The sequence below is a fragment of the Nonomuraea sp. NPDC001636 genome (genome assembly GCF_040298265.1).
GTDB lineage: Bacteria > Actinomycetota > Actinomycetes > Streptosporangiales > Streptosporangiaceae > Nonomuraea.
Window position 1 is genome coordinate 139331 of the sequence record NZ_JBEOZT010000025.1, and the last position, 14091, is coordinate 153421.

Annotated in this window: 15 protein-coding genes and 1 riboswitch; of the genes, 5 read left to right on the forward strand and 10 right to left on the reverse strand. The window is 70.4% G+C overall.

From position 1 onward, the window contains the following. Positions 1-176: 176 nt before the first annotated feature. Positions 177-512, reverse strand: a complete 336-nt coding sequence (locus ABT158_RS37135; RefSeq protein WP_352361710.1) for a hypothetical protein — start codon at positions 510-512, stop codon at positions 177-179. Positions 513-632: 120 nt separating this feature from the next. On the opposite strand from ABT158_RS37135, the gene ABT158_RS37140 reads away from it, so the two are divergent. Together ABT158_RS37140 and ABT158_RS37145 are read left to right on the forward strand one after the other, a co-directional pair. Beyond that, entirely contained in the window at positions 633-2633 is a 2001-nt protein-coding gene (locus ABT158_RS37140) for a HelD family protein (RefSeq protein WP_352361712.1), read from the forward strand. A gap of 62 nt (positions 2634-2695) precedes the next feature. Continuing rightward, positions 2696-3226, forward strand: a complete 531-nt coding sequence (locus ABT158_RS37145; protein WP_352361714.1) for a YbhB/YbcL family Raf kinase inhibitor-like protein — start codon at positions 2696-2698, stop codon at positions 3224-3226. 101 nt (positions 3227-3327) lie between these two features. Here the strand turns inward: ABT158_RS37145 and ABT158_RS37150 are convergent, their stop codons facing one another. The 6 genes from ABT158_RS37150 to ABT158_RS37175 all read right to left on the reverse strand — a co-directional run bounded on the left by ABT158_RS37150 (position 3328) and on the right by ABT158_RS37175 (position 8672). After that, positions 3328-3780, reverse strand: a complete 453-nt coding sequence (locus ABT158_RS37150) for a hypothetical protein (protein WP_352361716.1) — start codon at positions 3778-3780, stop codon at positions 3328-3330. 152 nt (positions 3781-3932) lie between these two features. Continuing rightward, entirely contained in the window at positions 3933-5561 is a 1629-nt protein-coding gene (groL, locus tag ABT158_RS37155) for a chaperonin GroEL (RefSeq protein ID WP_352361718.1), read from the reverse strand. A 345-nt stretch (positions 5562-5906) separates the two neighbouring features. Continuing rightward, entirely contained in the window at positions 5907-6107 is a 201-nt protein-coding gene (locus ABT158_RS37160) for a cold-shock protein (protein ID WP_106250594.1), read from the reverse strand. Between the two features lie 243 nt (positions 6108-6350). After that, entirely contained in the window at positions 6351-6626 is a 276-nt protein-coding gene (locus tag ABT158_RS37165; RefSeq protein WP_352361720.1) for a MoaD/ThiS family protein, read from the reverse strand. 25 nt (positions 6627-6651) lie between these two features. Beyond that, positions 6652-7884, reverse strand: coding sequence for a threonine synthase (gene thrC / locus ABT158_RS37170; protein ID WP_352361722.1), 1233 nt, complete (start codon positions 7882-7884; stop codon positions 6652-6654). Between the two features lie 13 nt (positions 7885-7897). Then, positions 7898-8038, reverse strand: a riboswitch (SAM riboswitch). Positions 8039-8117: 79 nt separating this feature from the next. Beyond that, positions 8118-8672, reverse strand: a complete 555-nt coding sequence (locus ABT158_RS37175; RefSeq protein WP_189654051.1) for an RNA polymerase sigma factor — start codon at positions 8670-8672, stop codon at positions 8118-8120. Between the two features lie 31 nt (positions 8673-8703). On the opposite strand from ABT158_RS37175, the gene ABT158_RS37180 reads away from it, so the two are divergent. Next, positions 8704-10128, forward strand: coding sequence for an alpha,alpha-trehalose-phosphate synthase (UDP-forming) (locus ABT158_RS37180; protein ID WP_352361725.1), 1425 nt, complete (start codon positions 8704-8706; stop codon positions 10126-10128). 41 nt (positions 10129-10169) lie between these two features. Continuing rightward, on the forward strand, positions 10170-11354 hold the full coding sequence (locus ABT158_RS37185) for an MFS transporter (protein WP_352361727.1): 1185 nt from the start codon (positions 10170-10172) through the stop codon (positions 11352-11354). Here the strand turns inward: ABT158_RS37185 and ABT158_RS37190 are convergent. The 3 genes from ABT158_RS37190 to ABT158_RS37200 form a co-directional block, all read right to left on the reverse strand. Next, positions 11332-11913, reverse strand: a complete 582-nt coding sequence (locus ABT158_RS37190) for a hypothetical protein (RefSeq protein WP_352361729.1) — start codon at positions 11911-11913, stop codon at positions 11332-11334. The two genes, ABT158_RS37185 and ABT158_RS37190, sit on opposite strands and share 23 nt — an antisense overlap. Before the next feature lie 96 nt (positions 11914-12009). Continuing rightward, the gene (gene otsB, locus ABT158_RS37195; protein ID WP_352361731.1) at positions 12010-12780 is read right to left on the reverse strand and encodes a trehalose-phosphatase; all 771 of its coding nucleotides are present in this window, start codon (positions 12778-12780) and stop codon (positions 12010-12012) included. A 39-nt stretch (positions 12781-12819) separates the two neighbouring features. Next, entirely contained in the window at positions 12820-13119 is a 300-nt protein-coding gene (locus ABT158_RS37200) for a DUF3263 domain-containing protein (protein WP_352320870.1), read from the reverse strand. Between the two features lie 120 nt (positions 13120-13239). Here ABT158_RS37200 and ABT158_RS37205 point away from each other — a divergent pair, with 120 nt between their 5' ends. Then, on the forward strand, positions 13240-14046 hold the full coding sequence (locus tag ABT158_RS37205; RefSeq protein WP_352361733.1) for an SAM hydrolase/SAM-dependent halogenase family protein: 807 nt from the start codon (positions 13240-13242) through the stop codon (positions 14044-14046). Positions 14047-14091: the final 45 nt, after the last annotated feature.

The following is a 14091-nucleotide window of genomic DNA, read 5'->3' on the forward strand; positions in this document are numbered from 1 at the left end:
GGCGTTTATGTCACGTCCACGAGACTCCACGGGTCGTCGACATCGAACCACCCCCCTCACCTGCGTACTATCACGCCGCCTGCGACATACCCCCATGATCCGGCAAACGCACCTGAAATGCCCGACTTTTTCGGTATTCCCACGTTCACTAAGAGATACGGTCTTTGCCGGATTCGCTAGCCGGCCAGCAGGCCGCCGAGGAACAGCACCGCGCCGGCGACGATCCAAGCGGCGACCCCCGTCCCCATGATGCGGCCGAACGTGCGCGGGTCCTGCCGGGACGCCGGGACCAGCCAGGCGGCCAGCGTGGCGCAGGCGGCCGGCACGGCGAACACCCCCGACACCGCGCAGACCGCGCCGAGACGCCGCGAACAGGCCGACGGGGACTCGCCGTCCGCGCAGAACGCCTCCAGCCCCCATCCGGCGAAGACCGACATCCCCCAGAGCGCCGCCAGCAGGAAGCTCGCGACCGTGGGGATCATCGGCGAGAGGACCAGGCGAAGCCGCGCCACCTTCCCTCCTTACCCCGCCGTGCGCCGGTAAATGCTTTGGAGGCACCGGACGGCCGCCGTTAAACTAGTCGATTCGCTGCCTTGACCACCTCCGTTTTCGACCATGGGAGGCGCTTTCGCATGCCCACACACCAACTCGCTCCCGACATACCCTCCGACGTGCTCGCCGCCGAGCAGGCCCACCTGGCCGAGTCCAGGGCCGCGCTCAAGGCGATGCGCGCCCACGCCCAGTCGTTGTCGGCCGACGCGGCCGGCGACTGGGTCTCGCAGCAGATCCTCCAGTCGCTGCTGGACCAGCGCGTGGCCGCCCTGGCCGACCATCCGGACACCCCGCTGTTCTTCGGCCGCCTCGACCGCGAGGGCGGCGACGACCTGCCGGGCACCCTCTACGTCGGCCGCCGCCACGTGCACGACGGCACTAGCCGGCCGCTGGTCATCGACTGGCGGGCGCCGGTGTCCCGCGCGTTCTACCAGGCCAGCCCGGCCGACCCGATGGGCGTCGTCCGCCGCCGCCGCTTCGGCTACCACGGCGGCGCGCTGACCGCGTTCGAGGACGAGCCGCTCGGCGAGGGCGGCGAGGTCGGCCCCTCGAAGATCCTGACCGAGGAGATCGAACGCCCGCGCACCGGCCCGATGCGCGACATCGTGGCCACCATCCAGCCCGACCAGGACGAGATCGTCCGCGCGACGCTGGCCCAGACCGTGTGCGTCCAGGGCGCCCCCGGCACCGGGAAGACCGCCGTGGGCCTGCACCGGGCCGCGTACCTGCTGTTCACCCACCGCGAGCGGCTGGCCAGGTCGGGCGTGATGATCGTGGGCCCGAACCGGGCGTTCCTGTCCTACATCTCCTCCGTCCTGCCCGCGCTGGGCGAGGTCAAGGTCGACCAGACGACCGTGGCCGGGCTGCTCGGCGAGCACGCCGCCGAGGAGGACCCGATGGTCTCCGCGGTCAAGGGCGACGCCAGGATGACCGCGGTGCTCGAACGGGCGCTGTGGATGCACATCGTCAAGCCCGAGGACGGCCTGGTGTTCACGAAGGGCGCCTACCGCTACCGGGTCGCCGACCACGAGGTGCGCGAGATGGTGGCCTCCCTGCGCGGCACCACCCGCTACTCGCCGGGGCGGGCCGCGCTGGCCCAGCGCCTGGCCCACCAGGTGCTCGTACGGATGGAGCAGCGCGGCGAGTCGCCCGACGACCGGGTCCAGGACGCGGTGGCCCGGTCGAGGCCGGTCAAGCAGCTCGTCGACGCGGTGTGGCCGAAACTGACGCCGGAACAGGTCCTGCACCGTCTGCTGTCCGATCCGGAATTCCTCACAAAAGCCGCCAAAACTGATTTGTCGCCTGACGAGCAGGAAATGCTGCTTTGGCGGAAGCCTTATCGGAGCTGGAAGTCCGCCAAATGGTCGGCCGCCGACGCCGCGCTCCTCGACGAGCTGCGCGACCTCATGGAGCGCACCCCGTCACTCGGCCACCTCGTCGTGGACGAGGCGCAGGACCTGTCCGAGATGCAGCTGCGGGCGCTCGGCCGGCGCTGCCGCAACGGCTCGGCCACCGTGCTCGGCGACCTGGCCCAGGGCACCACGCCGTGGTCCACCAGCTCGTGGGAGACCGTGCTGAAGCACCTCGGCCAGGACGAGGGCGAGGTGACCGAGCTGACGCTCGGCTTCCGCGTGCCGCGCGAGGTGCTCGACTACGCGGCCCGCCTGCTGCCCTCGATCGCCCCCGAGCTGGCCGCCCCGCGGTCGCTGCGTCCTGGCACGGGCTCGCTCACGGTCCGGCCGGGCGGCACGGTCGCCGAGGCCGCCCGGGAGGTCCTGGCCAGGGAGGGCTCGATCGGGGTCATCGTCCCCGACGCGATGGTGGGGGCGGTCTCCGAGTCGCTGTCCGGCCTGCCGCACGCGGTGCTCGACCCCGACGCGACGCAGGAGCACCGCCTGCTGATCGTGCCCGCCACGCTCGCCAAGGGCCTGGAGTACGACCACGTGATCGTCGTGGAGCCGGCCGACATCGTCGAGGCCGAGCCCCGCGGCCTGGCCCGCCTGTACGTGGTCCTGACCCGCGCGGTCACCTCGCTCACGGTGCTGCACGACAGGCCGCTCCCGGCGCAGCTCGCAACCTGACAGAGGGCGGGCACGGCCGCTTCTAGGATGGCCTGAAGGAGCTGTCAACCTAGGAGGATGCCGTGCCCGCACCGCTTCCGCATGAACACCTGCCCCCGGTCCCCGCGCTCGTGGTGGAGAGCGACGACATCCGCGACGGCGAGCGGCTGAACGACCTCCACGTCTTCGACGATTGGGGGATGACCGGCAGGAACGTCTCGCCCCAGCTGCGCTGGTCGGGCGCGCCCGAGGGCACCCGCGGCTACGCCGTCACCTGCCACGACCCCGACGCCCCCACCGGCAGCGGCTTCTGGCACTGGGTGCTGTTCGACCTGCCCGGCGACACCACGGAGCTGCCCAGGGGCGCGGGCACCGGCCCCGACTTCAAGGGCCTGCCCGCCGGCGCGGTCCACGCCCGCAACGACTACGGCACCAAGGCCTACGGCGGCGCCGCTCCCCCGCCCGGCGCCCCCCACCGCTACGTCTTCACGGTGCACGCGCTCGGGGTCGACGAGCTGGGCGTCGGCGGCGACGCGAGCCCGGCCGTGGTCGGCTTCAACATCACCGCCAACACGCTGGCCCGCGGCCACATCGTCGCGCACTTCGGCGTCTGAGACCGGCACAACACCGCGGCGAAGGCGCCCCGTTCACGTTCGGGGCGCCTTCGCCGTGGTGCCGCGTCGGGTTCCGTACGCCCGGCGCCACCAGACGGGGTTCAGTCGCCCTGCACCAGCTCGTCCGCGAACGTGAAGTCCCCGGGGGCGTTGGACGACAGGTCCTCGCTCTCGCCGGCCGGCCGGCCCTCGAAGGCGTCCGAGACGTCCTCGCGCTCGCCCGACACGTCCTGCCCCTCCTCCGAGACGTCCTCGCGCTCGCCGGACCACTCGTCGGCCTCCTCCGACGACCTGCCCTCGGCCTCCTCCGACGACCTGTCCTCGACCTCCTCCGAGCTCTCCCCGCGCTCGTCCTGCGACGTCCACCTCGACGGCGAGGCGCAGTAGTCGCGGTCGTACAGTTCCAGGTAGCCCGCGCAGTAGGACACGTCGACGTACTCCAGGGCCTCGTCCAGGTAACCGTGGTCGTCTGCCTGGGCGGGCATCGTCATGGCGGCCGCGGCGGCCAGCATGACGGCGCCGAGCCCGAGAACGCGCGCGGTGCGGGAATTCATGTAACTACTCCTTTGTGAGGTGAATCGTCACTTCGTTTCGTTACTTTCCGTAGTCAATAACTACTAAACGTGACGGGATCGGACACAACAAAAGGCGGCCGGATCCTTGGAGATCCGAACCGCCTTCTGATGCGTCAGCGACCAGGCGAGGCCTAGAAGTCCATGTCGCCGCCGCCGGGCATGCCGGCCGGAGCAGCAGGGGTCTTCTCGGGCTTCTCGGCGATGACGGCCTCGGTGGTGAGGAAGAGCGCCGCGATGGAGGCGGCGTTCTGCAGCGCGGAGCGCGTCACCTTGGCCGGGTCGATGATCCCGGAGTCGAACATGTTGACGTACTCGCCGGTAGCGGCGTTGAGGCCCTCGCCCGGGGTCAGGTTGCGCACCTTCTCCACGACGACGCCGCCCTCAAGACCGGCGTTGACCGCGATCTGCTTGAGAGGCTCCTCAAGAGCCTTCTTCACGATCGCCGCGCCGGTGGCCTCGTCGCCGTTGAGCTCGAGCTTGTCGAACGCCTTGGCGCCGGCCTGCAGCAGCGCCACGCCACCGCCGGGGACGATGCCCTCCTCGACGGCCGCCTTGGCGTTGCGCACGGCGTCCTCGATGCGGTGCTTGCGCTCCTTGAGCTCGACCTCGGTCGCCGCGCCGGCCTTGATGACCGCCACGCCACCGGCCAGCTTGGCCAGGCGCTCCTGCAGCTTCTCACGGTCGTAGTCGGAGTCGGTGCGCTCGATCTCGGCGCGGATCTCGTTGACCCGGCCGGAGATCGCCTCGGCGTCACCGGCGCCGTCGACGATGGTGGTCTCGTCCTTGGTCACCACGACCTTGCGGGCGCGGCCGAGCAGGTCGAGGGTGGCGGTCTCGAGCTTGAGGCCGACCTCCTCGGCGATGACCTGACCGCCGGTCAGGATCGCGATGTCGCCCAGCATGGCCTTGCGGCGGTCGCCGAAGCCCGGGGCCTTGACGGCCACGGAGCGGAACAGGCCGCGGATCTTGTTGACCACCAGGGTGGCCAGGGCCTCGCCGTCGACGTCCTCGGCGATGATCAGCAGCGGCTTGCCGGACTGCACGACCTTGTCGAGCAGCGGCAGCAGGTCCTTGTTGGCCGAGACCTTGCTGTTGACGATCAGGATGTACGGGTCTTCGAGAACGGCCTCCATGCGGTCGGAGTCGGTCACGAAGTACATCGACGTCATGCCCTTGTCGAAGCGCATGCCCTCGGTGAGCTCGAGCTCCAGGCCGAAGGTGTTGCTCTCCTCGACGGTGATGACGCCTTCCTTGCCGACCTTGTCCATCGCCTCGGCGATGAGCGAGCCGATCTCGGGGTCGGCGGCGGAGATGGAGGCGGTGGAGGCGATCTGCTCCTTGGTCTCCACGTCCTTGGCCAGCTTGGAGAGCTCCTCGCTGACCCGCTCGACGGCGGCCTCGATGCCCTTCTTCAGAGCCATCGGGTTGGCGCCGGCGGCGACGTTGCGCAGACCTTCGCGCACCAGAGCCTGGGCGAGCACGGTGGCCGTGGTGGTGCCGTCGCCGGCGACGTCGTCAGTCTTCTTGGCGACTTCCTTGACCAGCTCGGCGCCGATCTTCTCCCACGGGTCCTCGAGCTCGATCTCCTTGGCGATGGAGACGCCGTCGTTGGTGATCGTGGGAGCGCCCCACTTCTTCTCCAGCACGACGTTGCGCCCCTTCGGGCCCAAGGTCACCTTGACGGCGTCGGCGAGCTGGTTCATACCGCGCTCGAGACCGCGCCGGGCGTCCTCGTCAAACGCGATCATCTTGGCTGCCATAAGGCTAGACCTCCCAGATGCAGGGTGGCGTGTCCTGGACCGAGCCGACGCCCGCGACGGCATGGGCCTGCATCTCCGTTCGGCAGACCCCATCGTCTCGATCCGAGTTGTTGGCACTCTGCCACACAGAGTGCTAACGAACTGTTTAGCACTCTACCCTGTCGAGTGCAAGCCACGGGCACCCCACCCCAGCTCATCGGGCAGGTCATCGGGTGCGCCGGTTCGTACGGCGAGCCGCCCCCTGAGGCGCGGCCCGCCGTGCGAAGCCGACGGAGGAAACAGTGGCGAGCCCGTACGGACTGCGCTGCCGCACGTCCCGCCTTGGTGCATACCAGCGAGGGTGAATCAGACCGTGCGGACGGACTCCGCCTGCGGCCCCTTCTGGCCCTGCGTGATCTCGAACTCGACGCGCTGTCCCTGTTCGAGAGAGCGGTACCCGTCCATCATGATCGCTGAGTAATGGACGAATACATCCTTACCACCGTCTACCGCGATGAAGCCGTAGCCCTTGTCCGCGTTGAACCACTTGACGGTGCCCTGCGCCACTTCCGACTCCTCTTACTGGGCTCGCAGATCTCGCCCATTCCTTCGCGAGACCCGTAATCGCATGACTTTTGGGAAAATCAGCCAGACGATCGCCCTCGACCATACCTGTGGCACGGGGTTTGGCAACAGAGTCAACCGACAAAACGCTAATTTCATCGAAGGCTGAGTCGTTCGAGGTTGAATTTGGTTCTAAAACAAGAAGGCGCCCACAAGGGGCGCCTTCAAGAGTCGGTGGTCCGGCGGTCAGCCGCCCGCGACGGCGGGGATGATGGAGATCTGAGTGCCTTCAGGGGCGGGAGTGTCCAGGCCCTCGGCGAAACGGACATCCTCATCACCAACGTATACGTTGACAAAACGACGAATCTTGCCCGATTCATCCAGAATTCTCGCGCCGATCCCCGGGTAGTCGGAGTCGAGCTTGGCGAGAACGTCACGAAGAGTCGCCCCTTCGCCACTCACTTCGGCGTTACCCCCGGTGTAAGTGCGCAGAATGGTGGGAATCCGCACAGAAACGCTCATGGTTTTTGTTGCCTTTCCTGGATTGTCAGACAGTCGCGCGGAACGCGTCGAGAGAGGGCCGGATCACGGCGGTGGGCCGCGCGTCGTCGCTGATCGCGTCGAGCGTCTTCAGGCCGTCGCCGGTGTTCAGGACCACCGTCTCGGCCTCGGGGTCGAGCCTGCCCGTCTCGACGAGCTTCTTCAGCACGCCCACCGTGACGCCGCCCGCGGTCTCGGCGAAGATGCCCTCGGTGGAGGCCAGGAGCTTGATGGCGGCGACGATCTCGGGGTCGGTGACGTCCTCGACGCCCCCGCCCGTGCGCCGGGCGATGTCGAGCACGTACGGCCCGTCGGCGGGGTTGCCGATGGCCAGCGACTTGGCGATCGTGTCCGGCTTGACCGGCTGGACGACGTCGTGCCCCGCCTTGTACGCCGTCGAGACCGGCGAGCACCCGGCCGCCTGGGCCCCGAACACCTTGTAGGGGGCGTCCTCGACCAGCCCGAGCGCGATCAGCTCCTTGAACCCCTTGTCGATCTTCGTGAGCTGGGAGCCGGAGGCGATGGGGATGACGATCTGCTCCGGCAGCCGCCAGCCGAGCTGCTCGGCGATCTCGTACGCGAGCGTCTTGGACCCCTCGGCGTAGTAGGGCCGCAGGTTGACGTTGACGAACCCCCACCGCTCGCCCAGCGGGTCGCCGATCAGCTCCGAGCAGAACCGGTTGACCTCGTCGTACGTGCCGTCGATGCCGATCAGCCGGCCGCCGAACACCCGGGCCATGGCGATCTTGGCCGCTTCGAGGTCGGCCGGGATGAACACGCACGCGTCGAGGCCGGCCCGCGCGGCGGCGGCGGTGACCGCGCCGGCGAGGTTGCCCGTGGAGGAGCAGGAGAGCGTGTGGAAACCGAAGTTCCTGGCCGCCTCGACGGCGATGGCGACCACCCGGTCCTTGAAGGAGTGGGTGGGGTTGCCCGAGTCGTCCTTCACGTACAGGGACCGGATGCCGAGCGCCTTGCCGAGGTTGCCGGCCTTGACCAGCTTCGTCCAGCCAGGGTTCATGTTGGGCTTGCTCGCCACGTCGGCGGGGACCGGGAGCAGGGAGCGGTAGCGCCAGATGTTGGCGGGGCCGGACTCGATGTCCGCGCGGGTCACCTGGCCGAAGGAGTAGGCCGCTTCGAGCGGCCCGAAACACTCCAGGCAGGCGAAGCTGGGACCCAGGGGGTAGCGCGTGCCGCACTCGCGGCAGGACAGAGCGACGGCAGGACCAAAGTCGAGCGACATGAAGCGAGGCCTTCCCTCATCTTCGCCCGCGGCCACCTTGACCGCGAACCGGAATTGGCACCTTGTCCCGGTCGGCCTCGCCAGGTCGCGAGCACAAGCCGGGAGGGTTGCCGGGGCTTCGCAGGGCCGGTCCCTCCACCCCTCTGGATGAGCAATATTCAGTTGTCGAAAAGGACTCTACCTTCTCAAGTGGTGGAAACGACCACCCGTCTCACCATGCGAGAGAGCGCGTCTCACCGATAGTCCTCCCCGAGGACTCCCTGCACGTACTTGCGGGCCTGGTGGATGCGGGACTTGGCGGTGCCGAGCGGGATGTTGAGCTGCTCGGCCACCTCGTTGTAGTCGAGCTGGACGATGTCGCGCAGCACCAGCGCCTGGGCCAGGTCGGGCTTGTCGGCCTCCAGCGCCTCCATCGCGTCGAGCAGGTCGAGCCGCGAGCCGGCGATCACGCTGACCCGCCGCGCGTCCGGCTTCTGCATCGGCAGCTCCTCCGACGTCTGCTCGGCGGCCCTGCGCTTCAGCGAGCGGTACGTGGTGCGCGCGCAGTTGGCGGTCACGATGTGCAGCCAGGTGCTGAACCTGGCCCGCCCCTCGAACCGGCCGATGTTGCGCGCCACGGCCAGCAGAGTGTCCTGCGAGGCTTCTTCCGCGTCCTGGTGATAGGGCAGGATCCGGGCGCAGTGGCGCATCACGTCAGGCTCGATCCTGGCCAGGAGCTCGCCGAGCGCGCGATGGTCTCCGGCCGCGGCCGAGCGGGCGAGTTCCTCGGTTAGCTCATCTAGCGCCATAGCTGGGATCCTATGGGCGAAGGGAGCCCAAATGAACAGCGTTCTCGTGGCGTCCAACCGCGGGCCGGTCTCCTTCACCGTCGACGACGACGGTGAGCTGACCATGAAACGCGGTGGTGGCGGCCTCGTCTCGGGCCTGTCGGGGGTGGCCAAGGAGCACGGCGTGCTGTGGGTGTGCGCCGCGCTGTCCGACGGCGACCGCAGCGCCGTGCGCCTGGCCCCGGGGGGCCGGCTCGACCGCGGCGGCTACGACACGGGCGCCCTGCGGATGCTCGACATCCCCGCGGCCACCTTCCACCGCGCCTACAACGCCGTGGCCAACTCGACCCTGTGGTTCGTCAACCACCTGCTGTACGACATCCCCAACTCCCCCAGTTTCGGCACCAAGTTCCGGCGCGAGTGGGAGTCCTACCGCGACTACAACGGCGCGTTCGCGCTGGCGCTGGCCGAGGAGGCCGGGCACGGCGCGCGCGTGATGGTCCAGGACTACCACCTGACGCTCACCCCGGCGATGCTCCGCGCCGAGCGGCCCGACCTGCGCATCGCCCACTTCAGCCACACGCCGTGGGCGCCTCCCGAGTACTTCTCCCTGCTGCCCGACGCGGTGACCAGGGAGGTGCTCGACGGCATCCTGGGGGCCGACCACGCGGGCTTCCTCACCGCCCGGTGGGCGGCGGCGTTCATGGACTGCTGCGAGGCGCTGCTGGGCGCGCGGGTGGACCGCGCGGCCGGCACGGTCACCCACGAGGGCAGGACGACCCGCGTCGGCGTGCACAGCCTGGGCGTGGACGGCGCGGCGCTGTGGGCGCGGGCCTGCGAGCCCGACGTCGAGTCGCACATGGCCGCGCTGGCCGAGCAGGTGGCCGGACGCCGGCTGATCGTCCGCATCGACCGCACCGAGCTGTCCAAGAACATCGTGCGCGGGCTGCTGGCCTACCGGGAGTTCCTGGCCGCCCATCCGGAGTGGCACGGCAAGGTGGTCCACCTGGCCTTCGCCTATCCCAGCCGGCACGACCTGCCCGAATACCGCGAGTACACCGCGTCGGTGCAGCGCTGCGCGCGCGAGATCGAGGACGAGTACGCCACCGAGGACTGGGACCCGGTCATCCTCAACGTCAACGACGACTACCCGCGCTCGCTGGCCGCCTACCGGCTGGCGGACGTGCTGCTGGTCAACCCCATCCGCGACGGCATGAACCTGGTCGCCAAGGAGGGGCCGGTCCTGTCGCCGCGCTGCGCCCTGGTGCTCTCGCGCGAGGCGGGGGCGGCGGCCGAGCTGGGGCCGTACGCGCTGGTGGTCAACCCCTACGACGTGAGCGGCACGGCGGACGCGCTGCACGAGGCGCTGGTGATGCCCGAGGACGAACGCCGGCGGCGGCGCGACCGGCTGCAGGAGGCGGCCACCGCGCTGCCGCCGCACAAGTGGCTGGAATCCCAACTCGACGCCCTGCTTTAACATGAGAAGTCGGGTTCACTGCCAATGACGGAGGCTGCCGGGTGTCGACGGTCTCAGTGCCCATCCGACTCGTCCGGGACCGTCCGACCTGGCTCATCTACTTCCTGCTCGGCACGTTCGCCACGTTCGTGTACGGCCTGAGCGCCGCCCTCCCGCTCCTGCGCGCCGACCAGCGCACCACGGCCACCGTCGCCGGGCTGCACGGCACCGCCATGGCGGTCGGGACGATCGGCGCCGGGCTCGCGCTGCCCCTGCTCACCAGGCTGCTCGGCCGGCGCTCGACGTGCTGGTTCGGCCTGGCCGGGATGAACGCCGGCGTGCTGCTGGTCATGGCCGCCTCCGCGCTGCCCCTGACGCTGCTCGGCTACGGCGTGGCCGGCGGCTTCGGCTCGGTCATGCTCTACGCGGCGATGGCCGAGCTCAGCGACCACCACGGGGCCGCAGGGCCGGCCGCGCTCAGCGAGGCCAACGCCGTGGGCGTGCTGGTGGGGATGGTGGCGACGTTCGTGCTCAGCCAGGTGGCGCAGAGCGCGCTCGGCTGGCGGGCCGCCCTGCTGGTCACCCCGGCCGTCAGCGCCCTGCTGGCGCTGTCGATGGGCCGCTCCTGGCCCTCGCCCCGGGGGGCCGGCGGAGGGCAGGGCGACGTGGTCGCCGGGGCGGCCGTCCCGGCGCGGGAGGGCGGCGGGTGGCGCTTCCATCTGGCCGGGGGTGTGCTGTTCTGCTGCGTGGCGCTGGAGTTCACGTTCAACCTGTGGGCCGCCGACCTGTTCGCCCTCAGGACGGGCGTGCCGGTGGCCGTCGCGGCGACCGGGCTGACGGCGTTCGTCTGCGGCATGGCGGCGGGCAGGTTCGCGGGCGCGCAGCTGGCGCTGCGGCTGCCGGCCACGCCGCTGCTGGCCGGCGCTCTGGGGCTGATGGCCCTCGGCTGGGTGCTGTTCTGGGCGAGCACCGCGCCGGTCCTGTCGTACGTGGGGCTGGCGCTGAGCGGGCTGGGCGCGTCGCTGCAGTTCCCGCTCGCGCTGAGCACGCTGATCGCCGCCTCGGGCGACCGGGCGGACCGCGCGGCGGCCGCCTCGCCCGTGTGGGCGGGCGCCGCCATGGCGATCGGCCCGCTGCTGCTCGGCGCGCTGGCCGACGGCTACGGCACCGGGAACGCGTTCCTGCTGGTGCCCGTGGTCATCGGCCTCGCGGTCGCCGGGGTGCTCATCTCCAGTCGGCGTACTTGAGCGTGTCGGCCAGGCCGGGGGTGTCCCACTGGTCGACGACGAGGATCCGGCTCTTCGGCAGGTACCACTCGCGCTGCGTGAAGCGGGCCTTGACGCCGCCGCCCGAGTAGCTGACGCACGTGGCCTGCCAGGCGTTGTAGGCGGCCTTGTGCCCGGCCCCCATCTGCCGGTAGCCCCTGGTGACCTTGGGGCCGACGACCTCGCCCCACTTGCGGTTGATCGGGCAGGGCTGCACGTCGCTGGCCGGATAGTACGGGTTCTTGCCCGTGTAGGGCCCAAACCCCTCGGCGCCCCGCTTGATCGCGGCGGGACCGAGGACGTAGAACGCGTCGCACTCGGGCGAGCCCCAGCCCTGCGGCTTGGCGCACCGGCCGGTGACCACCTGGACGACGTCGCCGCCCGTGCGGTGGACGACCCACTCGATCGGGATGTAGAGCGTCAGGCCGCCGCGCAGCTTGAGCTGCTGGGCGGGGGCGGCGGAGGCGGCGCCGGGGACGGCGAGCACGGCAGCGAGGGTCGCGGCCGAGGCGGCGGCGAGGGCGAGGGATCGTCGTGACATGCGCACCAACGTAGGACCCGCCACTTGCAGCTCAGTCACGAACGGCTGAAAGCCGCGAGCCGGCCCGAAACGAGCCGGCTCACGAACGGCTGGACTCTAGGGACGGGTGAAGGCCGTCGTCAGCTCCCGCAGCAGCGCCACCACGCCGTCGGGCCCGTCGACCACGATGTCGGCCCGCTCGGCCAGTGCGGTCACCTCGGCCGAGCCGCTGCACACGGTCACGCCGGGCAGCCCCGAGGCGCGTACGGCGTCGAAGGCGGCCAGGTCGCCGAGGTCGTCGCCGACGAACATGACGGACCTGGCGTCCCGCTCGGCCAGGAACAGCCCGAGCGCGTGGCCCTTGTCCATGCCGGGCGGGCGCAGTTCCAGGACCATGCGTCCGGGCTCGATCACCAGGCCGTGTTTCGCGGCCAGCTCGGCCAGCGGCTCGCGCAGCACGGCGAGCGCGCCCTCGGGGTCGGGGGCGCGCCTGGTGTGCACGGCCACCGCCCTGCCCTTGTCCTCGATCACCACGCCGTGCAGGCCGAGCGCGTCGAGCAGCAGGGGCAGCTCGGCCCGGACGCGCGGCACGCCGGGCGGCGGCGGCGGCGCCGAGACGCGTCCGTGCTCCCACCGTTCGAAGCCGTAGTGGCCGAGCACCACGAGGCCGGGCACGTCGGCCAGGCCGGGCCCGAGTTCGAGCGCGGTGGCCGCCGGCCTGCCGGTCACGATGGCCACGGCGCCGACGTGCGCGCCCAGTTCGGCGAGCACGGCGGGGGCCTCGGGGTGGATCTTGGCGGAGGCGGGATCGGGCACGATCGGCGACAGGGTTCCGTCGAAGTCGAGCCCGATCACGGCGCCGGACGGATCTTTAAGGATCGCTTCCATACCAGGGATGTTCCTCACGCGGCTGCCGTACCCAGCCGGTCAGGGACGCATGCCGAGCCGTCTCGCCGCACGGTCGCGCTGACGGGTGGAGCGCAACCTTCGCAACCGTTTGACCAGCATCGGGTCCTGCTCCAGCGCCTCCGGTCTGTCGATCAACTCGCCGAGCAACTGGTAGTAGCGGGTGGCCGAGAACCCGAAGGTCTCCTTGATGGCCTGCTCCTTGGCGCCCGCGTGCCGCCACCATTGGCGTTCGAAGGCGAGGAGTTCGAGATCGCGGTCGTTGAGGGATGTCCGGGACGGTTCCTGGGCAGCACTGTCACCGCTGAGCGGTGCTCCCATGATGTCCTCCTCGGGAAGGGGCGTACGACGATCACATCGCACGCTTCGCGGCCCGTGGCCAATCGTAATGTGCGATCTGCGGCTGTTCACGGCGGATTGCCGGACGTACAGTCACGAAATGTGACCCCAGTCATCACGCTCCTCACGGACTACGGGCTCGAAGACGGTTATGTGGCCGCCTGCCACGGAGTGATCGCCGGGATCGCGCCCGAGGCGCGGGTGATCGACGTGTGCCACCTCGTCCCGTCCGGCGACGTACGGCGGGGCGCTGCCATCCTCGCCCAGACCATCCCCTACCTGCCTGAGGGCGTCCACATCGGCGCGGTCGATCCCGGCGTGGGCGGCGCGCGGCGGTCGGTGGCGGTCGAGGCGGGCGGCCGGGTGTTCGTCGGCCCCGACAACGGCCTGCTGTCGTGGGCGGTGCACGCCAGCGGCGGCGCGCGGGCCGCGTACGCGCTCGGCAACGAGGAGCTCTTCCTGCGGCCGGTGTCGCCCACCTTCCACGGCCGGGACGTCTTCGCGCCGGTCGCCGGGCGGCTGGCCGGCGGCCTGGACCCGGCCGAGCTGGGCCCCCGGGTGCCGGTCGAGCGGCTGGTCACGCTGCCCGCGCCGACCTCGCTGCTGCGGGACGGCTCGGTCGAGGGCGAGGTCGTCTCGGTCGACCGCTACGGCAACACGCAGCTGTCGATCGCGGCCGGCGACCTGCAGGCGCTGGGCGTGCAGGTGGGCGACACGCTGGGGGTGTGGCTCGGGCGGCGGCAGGTCGCGATGCCCTTCCGTGCGACGTTCGCGGCGGTGCCGCCGGGCGAGCTGGTGGCGTTCACGGACTCGGCGGGGCTGATCGCCATCGCGGTCAACTACGGCGACGCGGCGCAGCGGCTGGGGCTCCCACCTGGGGCGCACGTCCGACTTTCGCCGACACCCTAGGGCGAATAGCCGCATATCATCAATTACTCCGCGTATCGGGCTGTT

What these genes read in the sequence shown, in the direction of transcription:
- ABT158_RS37140 (WP_352361712.1), top strand. Translation starts at nt 633, where the DNA reads ATGCCCACACACCAACTCGCTCCCGACATACCCTCCGACGTGCTCGCC.
- ABT158_RS37150 (WP_352361716.1), bottom strand. Translation starts at nt 3,780, where the DNA reads ATGAATTCCCGCACCGCGCGCGTTCTCGGGCTCGGCGCCGTCATGCTG.
- groL (WP_352361718.1), bottom strand. Translation starts at nt 5,561, where the DNA reads ATGGCAGCCAAGATGATCGCGTTTGACGAGGACGCCCGGCGCGGTCTC.
- ABT158_RS37165 (WP_352361720.1), bottom strand. Translation starts at nt 6,626, where the DNA reads ATGAGCGTTTCTGTGCGGATTCCCACCATTCTGCGCACTTACACCGGG.
- thrC (WP_352361722.1), bottom strand. Translation starts at nt 7,884, where the DNA reads ATGTCGCTCGACTTTGGTCCTGCCGTCGCTCTGTCCTGCCGCGAGTGC.
- ABT158_RS37175 (WP_189654051.1), bottom strand. Translation starts at nt 8,672, where the DNA reads ATGGCGCTAGATGAGCTAACCGAGGAACTCGCCCGCTCGGCCGCGGCC.
- ABT158_RS37180 (WP_352361725.1), top strand. Translation starts at nt 8,704, where the DNA reads ATGAACAGCGTTCTCGTGGCGTCCAACCGCGGGCCGGTCTCCTTCACC.
- ABT158_RS37190 (WP_352361729.1), bottom strand. Translation starts at nt 11,913, where the DNA reads ATGTCACGACGATCCCTCGCCCTCGCCGCCGCCTCGGCCGCGACCCTC.
- otsB (WP_352361731.1), bottom strand. Translation starts at nt 12,780, where the DNA reads ATGGAAGCGATCCTTAAAGATCCGTCCGGCGCCGTGATCGGGCTCGAC.
- ABT158_RS37200 (WP_352320870.1), bottom strand. Translation starts at nt 13,119, where the DNA reads ATGGGAGCACCGCTCAGCGGTGACAGTGCTGCCCAGGAACCGTCCCGG.